The sequence below is a fragment of the Pseudomonas sp. S31 genome, from assembly GCF_016648105.1.
Classification (GTDB): domain Bacteria; phylum Pseudomonadota; class Gammaproteobacteria; order Pseudomonadales; family Pseudomonadaceae; genus Aquipseudomonas.
On record NZ_JACVVE010000004.1, the window covers coordinates 67,209 to 90,471 of the forward strand.

Here is a 23,263-nt window from a genome sequence, read left to right on the forward strand (position 1 = left end):
GGTTCTTGCTGATGGGTTGCCTGTGCTGGCCCCTTCGCGGGTAAACCCGCTCCTACAGGGAACCACCATTCTGTAGGAGCGGGTTTCCGCGAAAGGGCACCACCGTCTGTAGGAGCGGGTTTACCCGCGAAAGGGCCAGGGCGGGCAACCCACCCGCCCAACCAAACCCAACCCTACGACACCTGCCCTTCAGGCGCCTCCAACTCCCCAAGCAAACGCTCCAGATCATCCAGGTCATCACTGCTGCCGCTATCATCGCGGTCAATGCTCTGCACATAGTGCTCAAGATCCCGCGCCTGGAACAGCGCCAGCAGCGGCAGCTCGAACGGCAACTGCCCCTGCAACCGCGCCGTGACCTGGGTGGCGAGCAACGAGTGCCCACCCAGCTCGAAGAAGTTATCGCCAAGCCCGACCCTGTCGATCTCCAGCGCCTCAGCCCAGATCGCCGCGACCTGCCGCTGCAGCTCGGTGTGCGGCGCCACGTAGGCGTGCTGCTGGACACCGACATCCGGCGCTGGCAGCGCCTTGCGGTCGAGCTTGCCGTTGGGCGTCAGTGGCAGCGCATCGAGCCGCACCAGGTGCGCCGGGACCATATAGTCCGGCAGCGTGATACGCAGATGCTCACGCAGGTCCGGGACCTCCCCTTGCGCCACCAGGTAAGCCACCAACTGCCGGCCACCCGGCCCCTCGATATCGATCACCACCGCCTCGCGCACCGAGGCATGGGCGAGCAGCGTCTGCTCGATCTCGCCCAGCTCGACGCGAAAACCGCGGATCTTCACCTGGTGGTCGATCCGCCCGACGAACTCGATCACGCCGTCGTCGCGGTAGCGGGTCAGGTCACCGCTGCGGTACAAGCGGCCACCGCCCTGCGCGCTGGTGTCGAACGGGTCAGGCAAGAACTTCTCGGCAGTCAGCGCCGGGCGGCCCAGGTAGCCCCGCGCCAGGCCAGCACCGGCCAGGCACATTTCCCCGGCCGCACCGATCGGCCGTGGGTTGCCGGTGTCGTCGAGCACGTAGCCGGCACTGTTGGGCAGCGGTCTGCCGATGTTGGCCGGGCCGTTCATCTCGCGACGGGTGCAGGTGGAATAGGTGGTGTCCTCCGACGGCCCGTACAGGTCGTACACGTGCTGCACATGGCCCAGCGCATAGAGCTGGTCCACCAGCGTCTGCTTCAACGTCTCGCCCGCCGTGTTGATGATGCGCACGCTGGCCGGTATGTGCCCGGCGTCGTAAAGGGCCTTGATCGCCGATGGCACGGTATTGATCAGGCGCACTCGCTCGCGCGCCGGCAGCAGCGGCAGCGCCAGAGCATTTTGCGCGATCACCGCGTAGCCGCCTGCCGACAAGGTGACGAAAAACTCCCACAGCGACAGGTCGAAGCACACCGAGGTAGCGGCCAGCACGCCCTTGAGATCGTCCTGGCGGTAGTGGCCAAGCGCCCAGCCAATCAGCGCAGTGATGTTGCGCTGCTCGAGCAGTACTCCCTTAGGCCGGCCGGTGGAGCCAGAGGTGTAGATGGTCAACGCCAGGTTGGCGGGCGTGCTCAGGGTGTCGAGGTTTTCCTCGGGGTAGTGCTGCAACGCCAGCGAATCGAGCAGCACCACCTTGGCGGCAGTCGCCCCCGGCAGGCGTTCGAGCAACGAGCCCTGGGACAGCAGCACCCGCGCCTGGCTGTCGCGCAGCATGTAGGCCAGGCGTTCCTGCGGGTAGGCTGGGTCCAGCGGTACATAGGCGCCACCGGCCTTGAAGATCGCCAGCAAGCTCACCACCAGGTCCAGCCCACGCTCCAGGGCCACGCCCACCAGCACTTCCGGGCCCACGCCCTGCTCGCGCAGGTAACGGGCCAACTGGTTGGCGCGGCGATTGAGTTGCGCGTAGGTCAGCTCCTGCGTGCCATGCACCAGGGCGACGGCGTCGGGGCTTCGCGCCGCCTGGTCTTCGATCAACTGGTGGACGCATTGCTCGGCGGGGTACGGCTGCGCATTGCGGTTCCACTCGACCAGCATGCGCTGACGCTCTACGCCGCCGATCATCGGCAATTCTGCGAGCGGCTGGCCGGTGTGACTGACGATGGCCTGCAGCAGGTTGAGCCAATGCTCGCCCAGGCGCTGGATGCGCGGCGCATCGAACAGGTCGCAGGCGTAGTTGATCACCGCCATGACCCCATCGCTACGCTCCAGGGTATTGAGGCTGAGGTCGAACTGCGAAGTCTGCTCGGCAAGGTCCACTTCCGTGGCGCGCATGCCCGACATGCTGTCGCTCGACACCCGCTCGCCTACGGCACTGAGGTGGTTGTACATGACCTGGAACAGCGGGTTGTAGCCCAGCGCTCGTTCGGGTTTCAGTTCCTCGACCAGCACATCGAACGGAATGTCCTTGTGCGCCTGGGCTTGCAAGGCGGTTTCCTTGACGCTGGCCAGCAGTTGGCTGAACGACTGCAGCGGGTCCACCGCAACGCGGGCGACCAGGGTATTGACGAAGAACCCGATCAAGCCTTCCAGCTCCAGGCGATTGCGGTTGGTGACCGGCACACCGATGTTGAGCGTGTCACGCCCACTGTAGCGCGCCAGCAACAGGGCAAACGATGCCAGGAACACATGGAACAGCGAGGCATTGCCCTCCACCGCCAGGCGGCGCAGGTTGGCCGTGAGCTCGGCGGGCAGGCGCACCTCGACACGCCCGCCTCGGTAGCTCTGGACCTGCGGCCGCGGTCGGTCGGCAGGCAACTCCAGCACACTGAAGTCGCCCTCCAGCGCCGCTTGCCAGTAGGCCAACTGAGCTTGCAACTCGCCGCTGGCCAGGCGCTCGCGCTGCCAACTGGCATAGTCGGCGTACTGCACCGCCAGCGGAGGGCGCTGAATCGGTCGGCGGGCAGCGAAGGCGTTATAGACTTCCACCAGTTCGCGCACCATCACCCCCATCGACCAGCCATCGGAGACGATGTGGTGCAGCACCACCGACAGCACATGTTCTTCTGCGCCGATGCGAAGGAGCTGCACGCGAATCAGCGGCCCGCTGGCCAGGTCGAAGGGTTCGGCCCCGCGTGCCTGCAGGTAGTCGACCAGCGCTGCGGCGGACGCGCCAGCCAGGTCGTGTTCGACGATGGCCAGGGCCGTCGCCGGCAGCACGCGCTGGTACGGCACCCCTTGGCGTTCCTCGAACACGGTGCGCAGCGTTTCATGGCGCGCCACCAGTTCGTCGAATGCCGCCCTCAATGCCGCACGGTCAAGGCGCCCTTCCAGACGCACCGCCAATGGCGTGTTGTAGGCAGTGCTGAGGGGGTTGAGTTTCCAGAACATCCATTGCCGGTATTGGGCATGGGACACCGGCAGCGGCTGCGTGCGGTCCACCGGCTGGATATCGCCGCCAAGGTCCTGCCCCAGGCCTTCCACCACCTGGGCGAAGCCTTGCAGGTCGGCGGTGTCGAACAGGGCGCGCAGCGCCACATCGACCTTCAACTGCTGGCGGATGCGCGAAACCACCTGGGTCGCCAGCAGCGAGTGGCCGCCCAGGGCGAAGAAATTGTCGTCCAGCCCCACCTGCCCCACCTGCAGCACATCGGCCCAGATCGCCGCGACCTCGACCTGGGTCGGCGTGCCGGGTGCACGGTACTCGGCGACCGTGGCGGCGGGCGCCGGCAGGGCCTTGGCGTCGACCTTGCCGTTGGCGGTCACCGGCAGGCGTTCGAGCAACAGCAGGTACTGGGGCACCAGATGCTCCGGCAGGGCCTGGCGCAGGCTTGCCCGCAAGCTGTCGAGGAAAGCCCGGCGGGCATCGTCATCGGCCGGCCAGGCCTGGGGCACCAGGTAGGCGGCCAACTGGGCATCACCCTCCTCGCCCACCAGGCGCACCACCACGTTGTCGATCCCCGCTTGCTGGCGCAGGCAGGCGTCGATCTCGGCAAGCTCTACGCGGTAGCCGCGCAGCTTGACCTGGCCATCGATACGCCCGGCGAATTGCAATGCGCCTTCAGCGGTATGCCGAACCCAGTCACCACTGCGGTACATGCGCGCACCGGGCGCGCCGCTCGGGTCCGGCACGAAGCGTTCGGCGGTGAGACCCGCACGCCCCAGGTAACCGCGCGCCAGGCCGGCGCCAGCGATGTACAGCTCGCCTCGCGCAGCACCCGGCACCGGTTGCAGGCAAGCGTCCAGCGCGTAGGCGCGGCTGTTGGCCAGTGGGCGCCCCAGCAGCGGCTGGCTGTCGAGTGCCTGGGTGAGCACGCCGACGGTGGTTTCGGTGGGGCCGTAGTGGTTGATCACGGCCAACCCAGGCGCCAGCTTGGCGATGCGCTGCAACAAGGCTGGGGCGCAGGCTTCGCCGCCGAGGATCAGGCAGCGCCCCGGCAAGGCACCGGCACCCGCGGCCAGCAGGGCTTGCAGGTGCGACGGCACGATCTTCACGGCGTCGATTTCGTGCTGGGTCATGTACGCGGCGAAGGCATCGGCGTCCAGCACCTGGTGCTTGGCCAGCAGGTGCAGGGTCTTGCCATTGCACAGGGCGCCGAACAGCACGGTGTGGCCCAGGTCGGCGGCCGGGGTGCTGACCATCGCCAGTTGCTCGAGCTGCGCCATCGGCAGCCGCTGCTCGAGGCCTTGCACGTAGTTCACCAACGCGCCATGGCTGACGGCCACGCCCTTGGGGGTGCCAGTGGTGCCCGAGGTGTAGATGACGTAGGCCAGGTTGCCGGCGTGCAGCGCCACCTGACGCATAGGTGTGGCGCGATGTTCCCGGGCTGGGTCAACCCAGGCGACGCCATGCGGCAGGCTGGCCGGGTCGATACGCCCCAGCACCCATTTCACGCCACTGTCGGCGAGCATGAACGCCAGCCGGGCCGGGGGCTGGTCGGGCTCGAGCGGCAGGTAGGCAGCGCCGGCCTTGAACACTGCCAGCATGCCCACCAGCATGTCGAGCGAGCGGTCGGCCAGCACCCCGACCCGCTCTTCCACTTCCACGCCCAGCTGCAGCAACGTCTGCGCCAAAGCGTCGGCGCGGGCGACCAGCGCCGCGTAGGTGATCGCCTCATCGCCGCTGAAAGCCGCGATGCGTTGCGGCTGGGCGCTGGCAGCGGTGGCGATCAGGTCATGGATGCACAGCTTGTCATCGGGCCCGGCCACTGCCGGCAGCGGCGGCGCCGATGCGTTCACGGGCAGCGCCAGCTCACCGATACGGGCATCGGGCGTAGCGACCAGGCCTTCGAGCAGAGCCAGCCAGTGCTGGCTCATGGCGGCCACGCTGTGGGCGCTGAACAGGTCCGTGGCGTAGGTGAACACCGCGTGCAGGTGCCCGGCGCTCTCGTAGGTGTCCAACGCCAGGTCGAACCGGGCGCTGTGCTTTTGCAGCGGGACTTTTTCCAGGGCCAGGCCGCTGTCCAGGCGGATCTGCCCGGCATCGGCGATGGCTGCCTGGTGGTTGAACAGCACCTGGAACAACGGGCTGTGGCCACCGCTGCGGTCCAGGTCGAGGGCTTCCACCAGGCGCTCGAACGGCAGGTCCTGGTGCGCCTGGGCGCCGAGTGCCGTGTCCTTGACCCGACGCAGCAGCTCGCCAGCGTCGATCAGCGGATCGATTTCGGTGTGCAGCACCTGGGTGTTGATGAAGCAACCGATCAGGCCTTCCACTTCCGCCCGATGCCGGTTGGCCACCGGCACGCCGACGCGGATGGCCCGCTGGCCGCTGTAGCGCTGCAGCAGCAGTTTGAAGGAGGCCAGCAGGACCATGAACAGCGTGGCGCCCTGGGCCCTGGCCAAGACACCGATCTGCGCACTCAGCGCCAGGGGCACCTGCAGTTCCAGGCGCGCCCCCCGATGGCTCGGCAGTGCCGGGCGGGGATGATCGAAGGGCAGTTCGAGCGGGCTGTGATCGTCGCCCAGCTTGGCCTGCCAGTACTCCAGCTGCCGCGCCTGCTCGCCCGCCTCCAGCCAGCTGCGCTGCCACAGCGCGTAGTCGCGGTACTGGATTGGCAGCGCCGGCAAGGCCGCGACCGAGCCCTGGCAAGCGGCATCGTACAGGCGCACGAACTCGTCGATCAGCACGTTGAGCGACCAGCCGTCGGCGACGATGTGGTGCAGGGTGAGCAGCAGCACATGCTCCTCGGCGGCCAGGTGCAGCAACCGGACCCGCCACAGCGGGCCCTGCAGCAGGTCGAACGGTGCCTGCGCCTCGGCCTCGGCGAGCGCGGTCACCTGCGCTTCGCGCTCGGCCTCGGGCTGCGCGCCGAGGTCATGCCGAACGATTTCGACGGCCGAGGGCGCGAGCACCTGCTGGCGCAAGTGGTCGCCCTCGGCTTGCAAGCGCGTGCGCAGGCTTTCGTGGCGCACCTGCAACTGGTCGAAGGCACTGTGCAGCGCCTGCAGGTTCAACGGGCCCTTGAGGCGCACCGCCATGGGCAGGTTGTAGCCCGCGCCCTCGGGCGCCAGCTGCCAGAGAAACGCCATGCGCCGCTGGGCGTAGGACAGCCCGTCGCGATCCGCGCCGGTGACGTTGGCGGGGATAGGGAACAGGGAAAAATCGACACCTTCTGCTTGCAGGCCGGCCAGGAACAACTGACGCTTTTCCAGCGGCAGTTCGATGAAGCGGCGAGCGAGTTTCAACGAGTTTTCGGCATTCATGCGATGCGTCCTCAAGGATCGGAAGCGGGACTAGGGCCCGGTCGTTACCTCAGAGACGAAAAAGGCAGGGGGTGATTTATGGGGGGTTCGCGGTGTGCGGCTCAAGAGATGCAGTGCCGCGGAGATCGAGCGCCGCCCGCGCGGCGCATCGCGGGACAAGCCCGCTCCTACATTTGTTTCGGGCCAGTATCTCCTGCAACCATCGGCGCGCGGGCCCTTGTTCGTTCCATTCGATATCGCGTCGTACACACCAGGGGCGCGCGCCAATGCATCAGGATTGATTGGCCCGAAACAGATGTGGGAGCGGCGGTGCGGCGATCCGACTTGCCCCGCAAAGCGCCGCGCGGGCGGCGCTCGATCTCACAGGCGCTACAAAACTCAAGCGCACACCCCCAATCACCCCCCAACCGAAGCCCCCACAGCCCGCGCAAAAATCCCCGCCACCTCATCGACCTGCTCCGCACTGATGATCAACGGCGGCAGGAACCGCACCACGCTGCCATGTCGCCCGCCCAGCTCGATGATCATCCCGCGCTTGAGGCACTCACGCTGGATGCGGCTGGCCAGCGCCGGGTCCGCCGGCGGATGGCCGAGGGCATCGGGCGTGCCGGCCGGGTCGACCACCTCGACCCCGAGCATCAGACCACGGCCACGCACATCGCCCAGTTGCGGGCTATTACGCTGCAGCCCCAGCAGATGCTCGTACAGGCGCTGGCCCATGGCAGCGGCGTGCTCTACCAGGTTTTCCGATTCGATATGACGGATCACCGCCGAGCCTGCCGCCATGGCCATCTGGTTGCCGCGGAAGGTACCGGCGTGGGCACCGGGCTGCCAGGTGTCGAGCCAGTCGCGGTAGACCATCACCGACAGCGGCAGGCTGCCGCCGATGGCCTTGGACAGCACCACCACGTCGGGCACGATGTTGGCGTGCTCGAAGGCGAACAACTTGCCGGTACGACCGAAGCCGGTCTGGATTTCATCGACGATCAGCGCCACGCCGGCGCGGGCGGTGATGTCGCGCAGGCCCCGCAGCCACGCATCCGCCGCTGGCACCACGCCGCCCTCGCCCTGCACCACCTCGACGATCACCGCCGCCGGCAACTGCACGCCGCTCTCCGGGTCGTTGAGCAGGTTGTCCAGGTAGCGCAGGTTCACCTCCACGCCCTGCTGGCCACCGAGGCCGAACGGGCAGCGGTAGTCGTACGGGAATGGCATGAACTGCACGCCCTGGCTGAGCAGCGCGCCCAGCGGCGTCTTGGCCTTGAGGTTGCCCATCAGGCTCAAGGCGCCCTGGCTCATGCCGTGATAACCGCCCTGGAAGGCGATGACCGTGCTGCGGCCCGTGGCGATACGCACCAGTTTGAGGGCCGCTTCCACGGCGTCGGTGCCGGTCGGGCCGGTGAACTGGATCTTGGCATTCTTGGCGAACGCCGGTGGCAGCACCGCGAACAGGTCCTGGACGAAACGGTCCTTGACCGGGGTGCTGAGGTCCAGCGTGTGCAGCGGCAACTCGTCGTCCAGCACCTGGCGGATCGCGTCGATCACCACCGGGTGGTTGTGGCCCAGCGCCAGGGTGCCGGCACCGGCCAGGCAGTCGATGAAGGTGCGGCCCTCGACGTCTTCGACGTGGATGCCACGGCCACGCTTGAGCGCCAGTGGAATGCGCCGCGGGTAGCTGCGGGCATTCGACTCCTGCAGTTTCTGTCGCGCCAGGATCGGGTTGTCCTCGAACTGGTAGTTCTTTTCCACGACGTCACCGATACCTGGTTTTTCGGCCAACACTGTGCTCATTGCTGTGCTCCTGAAAGGAAAGATAAAAAGCCGAGAAAGTGCCCGGGCGCGGCGGCGCCCGGTCGATTGAAAACGTGAACCGCTGTCACAGCGCCTCCAGGCGTGCCATCAGGTCATCGATGCGGCTGACCTGCTGCTCGTCCAGGGCGTTGCCGCCCAAGGCCTCGATATGCGCTGCCAGTTCCTGCACCGTGCTGCACTCGAACATCGCTCGCAGCGGCACGCTACGTTGCAGCGCCTGCTGCACCCGCGAGGCAATCTGCGTGGCCAGCAACGAATGCCCGCCGAGGTCGAAGAAATTGTCGGTGACGCCCACGCGCTCGACACCCAGCACCTCGGCCCAGATCTCGGCCAGGGTGCGCTCCAGTTCGCTGGACGGTGCCTGGTACTGCAGAGCGATGCCGAACTCCAGGGCTGGCAGGGCCTTGCGGTCGAGCTTGCCATTGGCGTTCAGTGGCAACTGCGCCAAGGACTGCCAATGACGCGGCACCATGTACTCGGGCAGGCTCTGCGCCAGGTGCTGCTTGATCGCTGGCCAATCCTCGCTGCCGACCACGTAGCCCACCAGGTAGTGCCCGCTGGCGGCCTGCTGGGCCGCCACGGCGGCATCGCGCACCTGGGGCAGTTCGCGCAGGCGCGCTTCGATCTCACCGAGTTCGATGCGGTAGCCACGAATCTTCACCTGGTGGTCGACCCGGCCGACGTATTCCAGCACGCCGTCGACGCGGCGGCGGGCCAGGTCGCCGGTGCGATACAGGCGCTCGCCCGGCGCACCGAAGGGGTTGGGCAGGAAGCTGGCGGCGGTGCGTGCCGGATCGGCCAGGTAGCCGCGGCCGACACCGGTGCCGGCGATGAACAGCTCGGCGTCGGCCAGCGTCGGCACTGGCGACAGGTCGTCACCCAGCAGGTACAAGCGATTGTTGTCGGTGGGCGTGCCAATGGGCAGGTAGCTGCCGGCCGCAGAGGCCTCGTCCACCTTGAACAGTGCCACGTCGTCGCTGCACTCGGCCGGCCCGTAGGCGTTCACCAGCGGCACCTGCGGGTAGCTTTGCAGCCATTGGCGGGCCAGGGCCGGCGGCATGGCCTCGCCGGTCGGCAGCAGCCAGCGCAGGCTGTCGAGGGCGCCGGCCGGCTCGGCCAACAGGCCCTGGATCAGCGACGGCACGCTTTCCAGCACGGTGATACCGGTGTCGCGCACATGGCCGAGCAACGCTGCCGGGTCGTGGGCGATGGCGTCTGGGACGATCTGCACCCGTGCACCGCACAGCGCAGCCGTGAGGAACTGCCACACGGAAATGTCGAAGCTCTGCGAGGCGGTCTGGGCGATCACGTCGTGTTCGTCCAGCGCCAGGTACGGCACCTTGCTCAGCTGGTTGTTGAGCATGCCGGCCTGCTGCACCGCCACGCCCTTGGGCACGCCGGTAGAGCCGGAGGTGTAGATCACATAGGCCAGGTGCTGGCCACTGACGCGAATGCCTGGAGCATGATCGCTGCCCTCGCCGCCTTGCACCTGGTCCCAGACCAGCAGGCGCGGACGCTCGACCGCGTCATCCAGCTCATCCAGCAGCGACTGGGCCAAGCCCTCGCACGCCGCGCTGCATACCAGCACCGGCGCCCGACTGCGTTCGACGATGCCGGCCAGGCGTTGCCGTGGGTGCGCCGGGTCCAGCGGCAGATAACCGGCACCCGCCTTGAGGCTGCCGACGATCATGCCCAGCAGCGGCAAACCACGCTCGGCCAGCAGGGCCACCGGAACGTCCGGTTGCAGGCCGGCGGCCAGCAAGGCGTGGCCCAGGCGGTTGGCGTAGCGATCCAGCTCGGCGTAGCGCCACTGCTCGCCCAGGCAGGCGGCGGCAATGCGCTCGGGGTGCGCTGCCACGCGGGCTTCGAACAGCGGCACGTAGCCCTGCTCCAGAGGGTACTCGCGGGTGCTCTGGTTGCAGTCCTGCAGAACGAATTCACGTTCGTCGTCGGCCAGCAGCGGCAAGGCATCGAGGTCCTGTTCGAAACCATCGGCCAGCGCCAGCAGCAGGCGCTGGAAGTCCCCCAGCAGGCGCTCGATGGTGGCGGGTTCGAAGAAGCGGCGGTCGTAGGACAGGTGCAGGCCCAGGTCGTCGCCAGGGTAGCAGACCACGGTGAGCGGGTAGTTGGTGTGGGTACGGCCTGACCCGGACTTGGCATTCAGACCCTCGGCACCCTCCAGTACGGTGGCATCCACCGGGGCGTTCTCGAACACGAACAGGCTGTCGAACAGCGCCTGGCCCTTGGGCAGCTCGCTGCATTCCTGGATGCTCACCAGCGGCAGGTGCTCATGCTCGCGCGACGACAGGTTGCGCTCGAACAGTTGCTGCAGCCATTGGCGCACGCTGAGTTTCTGTTCTGGCGCCGGCATGGCCACGCGCAGCGGGATACTGTTGATGAACAGGCCCACGCACTGCTGCATCTGCGGCAGGCTGGCCGGGCGCCCGGCCACGGTCACGCCGAACAGCACGTCGCGCTCACCGCTGTAACGGCGCAGGACCAGGGCCCAGGCGGCCTGGGCGAAGGTGTTGACGGTCAGCTGGTGGGCCTGGGCCAGTTCGCGCAAGCGTGCGCCCTGCTCCGGCAGCAAGCGGCTGTGCAGGTCGCCGACCTGCATGCCGCCGTTATCGTGGAGGATCGGCCGGTCGCTGGGGATGTAGGTCGGGCGGGCAAAGCCGGCCAGGGTCTGGCGCCAGTATTGCTGCGAGGTTTCCAGCCCTTGATGGTGCAGCCAGGCAATGAATTCGCGGTAGCGCGGCGGGGTCGCCAGGCGCGCTTCGCTGCCCTGCTCCAGGGCTTTGTAGATCGCCAGGAAGTCGCCCATCATGATCGACCGGCACCAGGCATCGATGAGGATGTGGTGGTTGCTCATGATGAACCAGTGCCGCTCGGGGGCCAGGCGAATCAGCCGCAGGTGCAGCGGCGGGCGCTCCAGCAGTTCGAAGCCAGCCAGGCGCTCGCGCTCGAGCAGCGCCTGCAGGCGCGCTTCATGCTGATCGGCGGGCAATGCGCTCCAGTCCAGGAACTCCACACCATCGCCGTCGCCGCGGTGGATGATCTGCAGCATCTGCTCGCCGGAGCTCCAGCAGAACGACGCGCGCAGGGCTTCATGGCGGGCCACCACGGCGCGCCAGGCCTGGTCGAAACGCTCGACGTCCAGGGCGCTGTCGATGCTGTAGCGGTCCTGCATGAAGTAGATGCCGGTGCCAGGCTCGAGCAGGGTGTGCAACAGCAGGCCTTCCTGCATCGGTGTCAGCGGGAACACGTCCTCGATGTCGGCAGATGCCAACGGCAAGGCATCGAGCTGGGCTTGGCTGAGCCGGGCCAGGGGGAAGTCCGACGGGGTGATGCCGCCGGCCTCGGGTTGCAGGCAGTGCTCGATCAAGGCCTGCAGGTTGCGCTGGTAGGCCTGGGCCAGCTGTTCGATGGTCTGGCCACGGAACAGCTGCTCGCTGTAGGTCCAGCGCAAGGTCAGTTCGCCGCCATAGACCTGGCCGTCCACGCTCAGCCAGTTGGCGAGCGCTGCGTCGCCGCTGTGCTGCGCGCCGCCGGCCTCGGCCAGCGGTCGCAGCCAGGCAGCCTCGGCGAAGCCTTGGTCGAACTGCCCCAGGTAGTTGAAGGTGATGCGGGCCTCGGGCAAGGCCGCCATGGCCGCCCGGCTGGCAGGGTCGGCCAGGTAGCGCAGCACGCCGTGGCCCAGGCCCTTGTGCGGCACGCCGCGCAATTGCTCCTTGATGGCCTTGAGGCTGTCGCCAGCGCTGGCGGCCGGAGTCAGTTGCAGTGGGTAGGCACTGGTGAACCAGCCCACGCTGCGGCTCAGGTCCAGTTCGTCGAACAGCGCTTCACGCCCGTGGCCTTCCAACTGCACCAGCGCCGACGCTTGGCCGGTCCAGGCGCACAGGGTCTGGGCCAGGGCGGTCAGCAGCAGGTCCTCGACCCGCGCGCGGTAGGCCAGGGGCGCCTGCTGCAGCAACTGTCGGGTGGTTTCGGCGCTCAGGGTCAGGCTGACACTGCGCGCGTCACGTTCCAGGTTGGGATTGCCGGTGAAGTCCCGCGGCAGGTCGGTCGGCGCATCGCGCAACTGGCCCTGCCACCAGCCCAGCTCTTCGCGCAGCGACTCGCTGCCGGCATAGGCGGCCAGGCGCTGAGCCCAGTCGCGCACGGCGCTGGTCTTGGCCGGCAGGTCGATGGCCTGGCCTTGCTGCAGTTGGCGATAGGCGGTTTGCAGGTCTTCCAGCAGCACCCGCCAGGACACGCCATCCACCACCAGGTGATGAATGGCCAGCAACAGCCGTGGCTGCTCGCCCGGCACCAGAACCGCACGCAGCAGCGGCCCCTGGTGCAGGTCGAGGCTGCGCTGGGCACGCTCGAACAGCGCCAGGCGTTGTTCGGTGCTGTCGTCTTGGCCCTGCCACAGCAGCGTCTGCTCGGTGTCGATGGCCGAGTAGTGGGCCTGCCATTGGCCAGCACCATCGGCGGCGAACCGCAGGCGCAGGGCGTCATGATGGCTGACCAGCGCTTGCAGGGCCTGCTCCAGCAGGTCGGCCTGCAACGGTTGCTCGGCGCCCAGCAGCAACGACTGGTTCCAATGATGCGCGGCGGCCAGGTCCTGGTCGAAGAACCAGTGCTGGATCGGCGTCAGTGCGCTGGCGCCGCTGACCGGGCCCTGGTCGATGCTGAGCTGCTGGCTTTGCCCGGCGGCAGTGGCCAGGGTGCGCACGGTCTGGTGCTGGAACAGGTCCTTGGCGGTGAAGTGGATACCCGCCTGGCGGGCGCGGCTGACCACCTGGATGGACAGGATCGAATCGCCGCCCAAGGCGAAGAAGTTGTCGTCGATACCGACCCGGGCCACGCCCAGCACGCCCTGCCAGACCTCGGCCAGGCCGCGTTCGACCGCAGTGGTCGGCGCCGCGTAGCTGTGCTGGCTGGCGCTGACGTCCGGCGCTGGCAAGGCACGTCGGTCGAGCTTGCCGTTGGCGGTCAGGGGGAAGCGTTCGAGCACCATCAGGTGCGCAGGGACCATGTGCTCGGGCAGGCCGGCATGCAGGTGCGCACGCACTTGGTCCAGGTCAAGCTCGGCTGCAGCCAGCAGGTAGCCGACCAGCTGTTTGCCGGACGGGCCGTCGATGGCCAGCACCACCGCTTCGCGCACCTGATCGTGGGCCAGCAGGCGTGCTTCGATTTCGCCCAGTTCGATACGGAAGCCACGAACCTTGACCTGATGGTCGATACGTCCCAGGTACTCCAACTGGCCATCTTCGCGCTGGCGCACCAGGTCGCCGGTGCGGTACAGGCGGCCAGCGCCGGTGGCGTCGAACGGGTCGGCGACGAAGCGCTCGGCGCTCAGGCCCGGGCGGCCGTGGTAGCCACGGGCAAGCCCCTGGCCACCCACGTACAGCTCACCGGTGGCACCGGCCGGCACCTGGGCCAGGTCGGCGTCCAGCACGTGCAGTTGGCGGGAACCGACCACACGGCCAATCGGCACATTGACCGCGTCATCGGCCAGGGTCTCGGCCACCCGGCAGGCGGTGGGCATGACCACGGCCTCGGTGGGGCCATAGCCGTTGAACAGGGTCTGCGGGGCGAAGGTCTCGCGCAGGGTATGCACGTGTTCCGGGGTCAGCGCTTCACCGCCGGTGATGCACAGGCGCACCGGCAGGCGCTCGCCGCGGCTGCGCAGCCACTGGGCCAGCTGGCCGCCGTAGCTGGGCGTGAAGCCCAGCACATTGATGCCTTTGGCGCGGATCAACCCGCAAATGGCCTCTGCTTCCCACTGACCTTGCTCGCGCAGTACCACGTGGGCGCCGAACAACAGCGGCACCAACAGGCGCTCGCTGGCGGCGTCGAAGTTGATGGAATAGAAGTGCAGCTCACAGTCGGCCGGCGTGGTGCCGAACAGCTTGCCCACCGCCAGGCAGTGCATGGCCAACGGGCCCTGGTCCACGGCCACGCCCTTGGGCAGGCCGGTGGAGCCGGAGGTGTAGATCATGTAGGCCAGGTGCCCGGGCGCGGAACGCTCGCGAGGATTGCTGTCGGGATAGGCGGCCAGCGCGGCATGGTCCTGCTCCAGGCTCCAGACCTGGACATCGGCAGGCAACGCCCCCTGTCGCAGCAGCTCGTCATGCCCCAGCAGCACGGCGATCCCGCTGTCCTCGATCATGTAGTGCAGGCGCTCGCTGGGGTACTCGGGGTCCAGCGGCACGTAGGCTCCGCCGGCCTTGAGCACGGCCAGCAGGCCGACCACCAGGTCCACCGAGCGGCGCAGGGCCAGGCCGACGCGAACTTCGGGACCCACGCCCAGTTCGATCAGGCGATGGGCCAGGCGGTTGGCCTGGGCATTGAGCTCGGCGTAGCTCAGGGAGCGATCGCCACAGCTGACGGCCAGGCCGTCGGGGGTCGCCTGCGCCTGGCGCTGGAACAGTGCATGGACACTATCTGGCTGGGCCACCGGCGCATCGCCACGCCCTGCGGCCAGCAGTGCCTGGCGCTCGTGCTCGGCCAGCAACGGCAGTTCGCTCAAGGCCTGCTGCGGATCGGCGAGCATGGCCCGCAGCAATTGCTGCCAATGCTCGGCCATGACGGCGATGCGCGCCTCGTCGAACAGGTCGGTGCTGTAGGTCAGGCAGCAGCGCAGCTGCTCGTCGAAGTCGGTGACCTCCAGGTTGAGGTCGAACTTGGTGGCACGGGCGTCGTTGACCAGGTAGTCCACCTTGACGCCGCCGGCCAGCTCGCGCTGCTGCTGGAACTCCCAGCGCTGCACGTTGCACATCACCTGGAACAGCGGGTTCCAGCCAGCGCTGCGCTCGGGCTGCAAGGCTTCGACCAGGTGGTCGAACGGTACGTCCTGGTGCGATTGACCATCGATGGCCACTTGCCGGACCTGCGCCAGCAGCTGCTCGACGCTCATCTGCCCATGGGGACGGATGCGCAGGACCTGGGTGTTGAGGAACGCGCCGATCAGCCCTTCGCTTTCCGGCCGGATACGGTTGGCCAGCGGCACGCCGATGCGCAGGTCGTCCTGGCCACTGTAGCGGTAAAGCAGCACCGACAGCGCGGCGGTCATGGTCATGAACAGGGTGAGGCCGCGTTCACTGTTGAAGCGGGCCACCTGCTCGGCCAGTTGCGCATCCAGGTCGAAGCGGTGCAGCTCGCCGTGATGGCTCTGCACGGCAGGGCGTGGGCGGTCGCTGGGCAGTGCCAGCAGCGGTTGCTCGCCCCCCAGTTGGCCGCGCCAGTAGTCGAGTTGGCGCTGCATCTCGCCACCTTCCAGCCAGCCACGGTGCCAGGCGCTGTAGTCCAGGTATTGCACCGGCAGCGGCGCCAGGGGCGACTCGCGCTCGTCGACGAAGGCTTCGTAGAGGGCCCCTAGTTCGCGGGCGAAGATATCCATCGCCCAGCCTTCGGTGACGATGTGGTGCAGGGTCAGCAGCAGGTGGTGTTCGGCCTCGCCGCTCTTGACCAGGCAGACCCGCAGCAGCGGCCCGCGTTCCAGGTCGAACGGCGCATGGGCCTGCTCGTCGGCCAGGCGGGCGATGCTCGCTGCGCGCTCGTCCGGGCCCTGGTGGCTGATGTCCAGCCATTGCATGGCCACATCGGAGTGGTTCGAGACCTGCTGCCAGGGCTTGCCATCCTCGGACGGGAAGGTGGTGCGCAGGCTCTCATGGCGGTGGATCAACGCCTGCAGGGCACGCTCGAAACTGTCCACGTGCAGCGCTCCGCGCAGGCGCGCCATGCCGCCGACATTGTAGGCCGGGCTTTGCGGGTCCATCTGCCAGAGGAACCACATGCGTTGCTGCGAATAGGACAGCGCCACGCGCTGCTGGCGATCGACCAGGGCGATGGCGCCCTGCTGGTCGACCTGGCCTTCGGCCTTGGCGCGGGCCACCCAGGCAGCGAAGGCTTGCAGGCGACGCGACTCGAACAGGCTGCGCAGCGGCAGCTCCACAGCCAGGGCCTGGCGGGCGCGGGAGACGATGCGCGTGGCCAGCAGCGAGTGGCCGCCCAGTTCGAAGAAGTCATCGTCCAGTCCGACGCGCTCCACCTCTAGCACTTCGGCCCAGATGGCCGCCAGCTCCCGTTCGCAAGCATCGCGCGGGGCGCGGTATTCGCGCAGGCTGGCGTCCGGCTGCGGCAAGGCGCGGCGGTCGAGCTTGCCGGTGGGGCCCAGGGGCAAGGCCGCCAGGCGCAGGATGTGGGTGGGGATCATCGCGTCGGGCAAGCGTTGTTGCAGGGCCTCGCGGATGCGCGCGGCCAGGGCTGCTGGCGGCTCCTCGCCTTCGAGCACCAGGTAGGCCAGCAACTGGCCGCCCCCGGCGCCCTCGCCCAGGACCACGGCGGCCTGCTGCACGCCAGGCTGCGCCAGCAAAGCGTTGCGGATTTCCTCGATCTCGATGCGCACGCCACGCAGCTTCACCTGCTCGTCCAGGCGCCCCAGGTATTCCAGGGCACCGTCGTGGCGCCAGCGCGCCAGGTCACCGCTGCGGTACAACCGGCCACCGCCCTCGGCGGGCAGGAAGCGCGCGGCGGTCAGGCCCGGCTGCCCCAGGTAGCCACGAGCCAGGGCGTTGCCGCCCAACAGCAGCTCGCCTGCCACACCGGCGGCAGCGACCTGCCAGCCAGCGTCGCGGACTTCTACCACGGCGTTGCTCAGGGGGCGGCCGATGGGCACGCGCGCCCCGGCCTCCTCTGCACAAGGCCAGTGGGTGATGTTGATGGCCGCCTCGGTCGGGCCATAGCGGTTGTGCAAGGCGACGTTCGGCAGGCGCTCGCGCACGCGTCGGCAGAGGTCGGCCGGCAGCGCCTCACCGCCGCTGAACAGTTGGCGCAGGCTGACGCACCGTTGTACCTCGGGCTCTTCGATGAACAGTTGCAGCAGCGGCGGCACGAAGTGCAGCACGCTCACGCCTTGCTCGCGTACCAGCGCCACCAGGCGCTGCGGGTCGCGATGATCGCCATCGCCGGCCAGCACCAGGCGGCTGCCGGCGATCAGCGGCAGGAAGCACTCCCACAGCGAGACATCGAAGCTGAGGGACGCCTTTTGCAGCAGCACGTCCTGCTCATCGATGCCGTACTGGCGCTGCATCCAGTCCAGGCGCTCGGCGAGGGCCGCATGGCTGACGCCCACGGCCTTGGGCTGGCCGGTGGAACCGGAGGTGTAGATCACGTAGGCGAGGTTTTCCGGGTGCAGCCCGGGCGCGGGCGCTTCGAGGCTGCCCGGGCCGTCGGCCACGCCGTGCAGTGACAGGGTCGCGACCGCCGTGTGCCCGGCAAAACGCTGCAGTACTGCGGGTTGCCCCAACAGCAACGCTGGGGCGCAGTCCTGGAGCATGAACAGCAGGCGCTGCTGCGGATAGTCGGGGTCCAGCGGCACGTAGACGCCACCGGCCTTGGCGATGGCCACGAGGGCGACCATCAGTTCCAGGGAACGCTCACCCAGCACGCCCACGCGCACTTCCGGGCCCACGCTCTGCCGGCGCAGGCGCAGGGCCAGGGCGTTGGCGGCCCGGTCTAGAGCAGCGTAGGTCATGCGCTGCTCGCCGCAGACCACGGCAATGCCGTCAGGGGTCTTGGCTGCCTGTTCGGCCAGGCGCGCCGGCAACGACCAGCCCGCCTCAGCGTGCGGGTTGCTGCCCCACGCCTGTTGCTGGGCCAATTGACGCTCGTCGAGCAAGGTGATATCCGCCACTGGCTGAGCCGGGTTGGCGCACAGTTGCCCCAACAGCGTCACGAAATGCCCGCCAAGGCGCTGGATAGTGCTGGCTTCGAACAGCGCTTCGGCGTAGTCGAAGGACACCCGCAGGCGGCCTTGGGCGTCCTGCTCGCTGTGCAGTTGCAGGTCGAACTTGGCTTCGCGGCTGTGCCACGGCAGCTCCTCGGCAAACAGGCCTGGCAGGCGGCGCAAGGCACTGCTGTCGCGTTGCAGGTGGTTGAACATCACCTCGAACCCGGCAGCATCGCCCAGGGCTGCGCTGACCTGCTCGTAGTCCACCGCCTGATGGGCGTGGGCGTCCAGCACCGTGCCGCGCACGCTGGCCAGCAGCGCATCGAAACCAGCACGGCCATCGACGGTACTGCGCATGACCTGGGTGTTGATGAAAAAGCCCACCAGGCCTTGGCTGTGGCGATGTTCGCGGGTGGCACTGGGCACGCCGACACGGATGTCAGCCTGGCCGGTATAGCGGTGCAACAGCACCTGCCAGGCCGCCAGCATCAGCATGAAGGTACTGACGCCCTGGGCCTTGGCCGTGGCCGCCACCTGCGCGCAGAGCGTGGCCGGCAGGTTCAGGCTCAGGCGCCGCGCCGCTGAAGGCGCCTGACCGCGGGCATGGTCGAGGGGCAGCGCCAGCGCCTCGCGCTCGCCACCGAGCTGGGCCTGCCAATAGGCCAGCGACGGTGCCGCGTCGATGTCGCGGGCGTTCAGCCAGGCGAGGTAGTCGCCATGATTGATCGGCAGCGCCGGCAAGCTCGCGCCTGCGTCGGCATACAACCGGGCGAACTCATCGAGCAGAATGGCGAACGACCAGCCATCGGCGACGATGTGGTGTACGGTCACCAGCAGCAGGTGGTCCTGCTCATCGACCTGCACCAGGCGCACGCGCAGCAGCGCGCCCTCCTCCAGATCGAACGGGGTGGCGGTTTCCTGGGCGACGATGGCCTGGGCCAGTTCCTCGCGCTGCTCGACGGCCACGTCGCGCAGGTCCTCGTGCTGCACCGAGAAGTCGACGCCCTCCTCGACCTTTTGCAGCGCTACCCCTTCTTGCTCGAAAAAGTAGCTGCGCAGGGCTTCGTGACGTTGCACCAGGATCTTGAAGGCACGGTCCAGGGCGGCGTGATCCAACTCGCCGCGCAGGCGCAGGCCACCCGGCACGTTGTAGGCGGCGCTGTTGGGCTGCAGCTGCCAGAGCAACCACAGGCGGCGCTGCGCGGCACTCAGCGGCAGCGGCTGGCCAGATACGCGGGGCATCGGCGCTTCGGCCTGCTCGCCACGCGCCAGGGCCTGCACCTGAGTGGTGAAATCTGCCAGCGTCGGCGCCTCATAGAGGGTACGCAGCGACAGCTCGATACCCAGTTCGTCGCGCAGCTCGGCGATCATCTGGATGGCCTGGATGGAGTTGCCGCCCTGGCTGAAGAAACTGGCGCCAGACTCCAGCACGTCGACCTTGAGCGTTTCGCGCCACAGGCGCAGCACCTGCCCCGGCAGGTCCTCGGCTGGCGCCGCGCTGGCAGTGCTGGCCTGGCCAGATTGCCACTGGGCCACACAGGCCAGGCTGCCATCACGCCATTGCGCCGCACAGGCCGAGCGTTGCAACTTGCCGCTGGAGGTCTTGGGCAGGCTGCCAGGCTCGAGCAACAGGACCACGGCCGGGGTCTCACGGTGCACGTCGGCCACCTGAGCACGCACCTGCTCGATCAGTTGCTCCAGTGGCTGTTGCTTCTGCGCCCGACGGCCGATCTCGGCGGCGATGCCGAACGACTCCTGACCGTCGTGCTGCAAGGCGAACACCGCCACCCTGCCCTTGCGCACGGCTTCGACGCGGGTCTCGACGGTGCGCTCGATATCCTGGGGGTAGAGGTTCTGGCCGCGGATGATCAACATGTCCTTGAGGCGGCCGCTGACATACAACTGGCCTTGGTGCATGAAGCCCAAATCACCGGTACGCAGCCAGGTGCGGCCATCACGTTCCACGAAGGCACGGGCGCTGGCCTCGGGGTTGCGCCAGTAGCCTCTCGCGATACTGGGGCCGGTGCTGCAGATCTCGCCGACCTCACCTTCGGCCAGCACGTTCTGGCTCAGCGGGTCGAGGATCTGCACCTCATGCCCAGGTTGCGGCCAGCCACAGCTCATCAACTGCGCGCCGACGCCCGGCACCGCGCGGTTGGCGGCGAGCGCTTCGGCATCCAGCGCCAGGGCATCGATGCCCTGCCCTGGAATGCTGCCGGAAACGAACAGGGTGGCCTCGGCCAGACCGTAGCTGGCCAGGAACGCCTTGGGGTCGAAGCCGCAGTTGACGAAGCGCGCGGCGAAATCGTCGAGGCTGTCCTGGCGGATCAGCTCGGCGCCGGAGAACGCCACGCGCCAGCGGCTCAGGTCCAGGCCCGCCAGCTTGCTCTCGGCGATGCGCTCGTGGCAGAGCCGGTAGGCGAAGTCCGGACCACCGCTGATGGTGCCGCCGAAGCGGCTGATCGCATCCAGCCAGCGCAGGGGGCGTTCGAGGAAATACTGCGGCGCCATCAGCACCACCATCACGCCGCTGTAGATGCCTTGCAACAGGCCGCCGATCAGGCCCATGTCATGGTACAGCGGCAGCCAGCTGACGATGACCTCGCCATCGTCGATGCCGTAGCCCTGGCGAATCAGCCAGGCATTGGCTTCCAGGTTGGCGTGGCTGACCTGCACGCCCTTGGGCGTGGAAGTGGAGCCGGAGGTGTACTGCAGGAAGGCGATGTCTTCTGGCTGTGGCAACTCGGCGACCCAGGCCGGTGCGTCCTGGATCTCGTCCACCGCCAGCAGCCCCGGCATGGCCAGGCCATTGGCCTGGGCGCTGTCGCGCAACGTCGGCAACAACTCGGCGGTGGTGAGGATGACGCTGGGCTCGGCGTCGCCGATGATCGACACCAGCCGTTCCAGGTGCTGCGGGCGCATGGATTCTGGCGGATAGGCCGGCACCGCGATGACCCCGGCATAGAGGCAGGCGAAGAACCCGGCCACGTACTCCGGGCCGCTGGGCAGCAACAGCAGCGCCCGCTCGCCGCGCCCGGCACGTTCGGCGATCGCCGCTGCGATCGCGCGAGCACGGGCGTCCAGTTGCCCGTAGCTGAGCAGGAGCCCGTCGTCGCTACGCCCATCGAGAAAACGCAGGGCGGGCGCCTCTGGCTGCCGGGCGGCATGCCGCATCAGTGCGTGAGCCAGGGAAGTCGGGCGCTCGAAGATAGTGGCCATCGCTGTGTCGGTCCTCAGTTCCATGCTTGGGGAACGGCCGCTCCGCAGGGAAGAGGTCGTTTTCATAGGAACAGTGACGGGTGAGGCGGGGGGGAAATTAGGTGCTTCACGAATTGTCGGTGGGGTTCGCCGGTGGTCATGGGGCGCCTGTGAGATCGTGCGGCGCTTCGACTCTCAAGCCAAACCCATCGACAAAGACATATTGCGAATAATTCTCAATAAATCTATTCTGCGCGCCTTCGGGATCATTCGCTCTGGAGCGCCACCTTGCCCGCCGACCTGGACCAGCTGTTTCGCCTGTACCATCGCGATCTGCAGCACATCGCCTATCGCCGCCTGGGCGATCGCGAGCTGGCGGCGGACCTGGCCCAGGATACCTTCGTACGTTACGCGGGCATGGGCGATGCCAGCATCGCCCAACCGAAGTTCTTCCTCATGCGCCTGCTGCGCAACCTGGTGATCGACGTGGTTCGCCGGCGCAAGCGGATCGGCGAGCACAGCGCCCTGCAGGATGTCGAAAGCGAGCTGCTCGACCCGAGGCCGAACCCCGAACAGCTGCTGGAGTTGCGTCGGCAGTTGGCCCAGCTCCAGCAGGCACTGGAGGAACTGCCGAGCAATTGCCGCCAGGCCCTGCTGCTCAACCGCCTGGACGGGCTCGGTCACGCCGCCATCGCCGAACGCCTGGGCGTCTCGCCGAGCATGGTCAACAAATACATCATGCGCGGCCTGCGCCATTGCGTCCGCTGCCTCGCATGACAGGAAAGCGCCATGCCCGTCGATGAAGCCACGCTCGACCAACCGCTGCCGGAACTTCAAGAGCAAGCCTTGCAGTGGCTGGTGGACTTGCACGACGGCAAGCCCGATGCCGGCCGTTGGGACCGTTACCTGGCCTGGAGCGAGCAATCCCCGGCGCACCGCCATGCCGCGCTGGACGCCGAATCACTGTGGGAAAACCTCGGCACCCGCCCGCACCGTCCACGTCGGCGTACCCTGCCCCTGTTGGTGCTGGGCATGGCCGCCATGCTGGGTGTCGGCAGCCTGCACCAGGCTCAGGAACAAGGCTGGCTGGCCGACCAGCATACCGGCCCGGGCGAGCGCCGCGAGCTGCACCTGGCCGATGGCTCGACCCTCATGCTGGCGCCCAATACCCGGGTGGATATTCGCCTGGATGGCGAGCGACGGCGGGTGCGCCTGTACAGCGGGGAACTCTACGTGGAAGTCGCCGCCGATCCCGCCCACCCATTCGACGTCGAGTCGGCCGGCGTGCGCATGCGGGCGCTGGGGACCGCCTTCGATGCGCGCAACGATGGCGGACGGGTGCGTCTGGTGGTAGCCGAGCACCGCGTCGGCATGAGCGTGGGCGATCAGACGCTACGCGTGGACCAAGGCCAGGCGCTGGACTACGCCAACGGCCGCATGGGCACGCCACGCGTAGTCGACGTCGAGGCCGTCACCGCCTGGCGACGGGACCGCCTGGTGTTCGATGGCGAGCCGCTTGGTGAGGTGCTCGATACCCTCGGGCGCTACCATCGCGGGCTGATCTGGGTCAGCGATCCACGCTTGCGTGCGCTGCCGGTGACCGGCTCATTGCCGACCCAGGATGCCGATGCGCAGTTGCGCTGGCTGGAGCAGGTGTTGCCGGTTCGTGTCCAGCAGTGGCCATGGCTGACGCGGATCGGACCATTGGGCCAGGGCCGTCGTTGAACAACGTTTGGCTTGAGAGTTGTGGTGTTGCGTAGATCGCGCGCCGCCCGCGCGATCTGATAGGCGCCCCATAACGACCGGCGAACCTCCCCCGAAAATCCGTGAATAATCAAAAAATTTGTCACTCCCGCTGTCAGCTTTCCCGCCACCATCGTGTATCCCCTTTGAGAGCCGCAATCGACGGCTCATCGTC

The 23,263-nt window shown here is 67.9% G+C and carries 5 protein-coding genes; 2 read left to right on the forward strand and 3 right to left on the reverse strand.

The annotated features are described in order from the left end of the window. Window positions 1–173: 173 nt before the first annotated feature. The 3 genes from IAE37_RS05005 to IAE37_RS05015 all read right to left on the reverse strand — a co-directional run bounded on the left by IAE37_RS05005 (window position 174) and on the right by IAE37_RS05015 (window position 21,366). Complete coding sequence (locus IAE37_RS05005; protein ID WP_201170143.1) at window positions 174–6,614, reverse strand: non-ribosomal peptide synthetase; 6,441 nt, start codon at window positions 6,612–6,614, stop codon at window positions 174–176. Window positions 6,615–7,010: 396 nt separating this feature from the next. Beyond that, window positions 7,011–8,405 (reverse strand): aspartate aminotransferase family protein, encoded by a 1,395-nt coding sequence (locus IAE37_RS05010; protein WP_201170146.1) that lies wholly within the window; start codon window positions 8,403–8,405, stop codon window positions 7,011–7,013. Between the two features lie 85 nt (window positions 8,406–8,490). After that, on the reverse strand, window positions 8,491–21,366 hold the full coding sequence (locus tag IAE37_RS05015) for a non-ribosomal peptide synthase/polyketide synthase (RefSeq protein ID WP_201170149.1): 12,876 nt from the start codon (window positions 21,364–21,366) through the stop codon (window positions 8,491–8,493). A 267-nt stretch (window positions 21,367–21,633) separates the two neighbouring features. Here IAE37_RS05015 and IAE37_RS05020 point away from each other — a divergent pair, with 267 nt between their 5' ends. Together IAE37_RS05020 and IAE37_RS05025 are read left to right on the forward strand one after the other, a co-directional pair. After that, window positions 21,634–22,122, forward strand: coding sequence for an RNA polymerase sigma factor (locus IAE37_RS05020; protein WP_201170152.1), 489 nt, complete (start codon window positions 21,634–21,636; stop codon window positions 22,120–22,122). Between the two features lie 12 nt (window positions 22,123–22,134). After that, window positions 22,135–23,070 carry a FecR family protein gene (locus tag IAE37_RS05025; RefSeq protein ID WP_201170155.1) on the forward strand — a complete coding sequence of 312 codons (936 nt, stop codon included), beginning with the start codon at window positions 22,135–22,137 and terminating at the stop codon, window positions 23,068–23,070. Window positions 23,071–23,263 lie beyond the last annotated feature (193 nt).

What these genes read in the sequence shown, in the direction of transcription:
- IAE37_RS05025 (WP_201170155.1), top strand. Translation starts at nt 22,135, where the DNA reads ATGCCCGTCGATGAAGCCACGCTCGACCAACCGCTGCCGGAACTTCAA.
- IAE37_RS05005 (WP_201170143.1), bottom strand. Translation starts at nt 6,614, where the DNA reads ATGAATGCCGAAAACTCGTTGAAACTCGCTCGCCGCTTCATCGAACTG.
- IAE37_RS05015 (WP_201170149.1), bottom strand. Translation starts at nt 21,366, where the DNA reads ATGGCCACTATCTTCGAGCGCCCGACTTCCCTGGCTCACGCACTGATG.
- IAE37_RS05010 (WP_201170146.1), bottom strand. Translation starts at nt 8,405, where the DNA reads ATGAGCACAGTGTTGGCCGAAAAACCAGGTATCGGTGACGTCGTGGAA.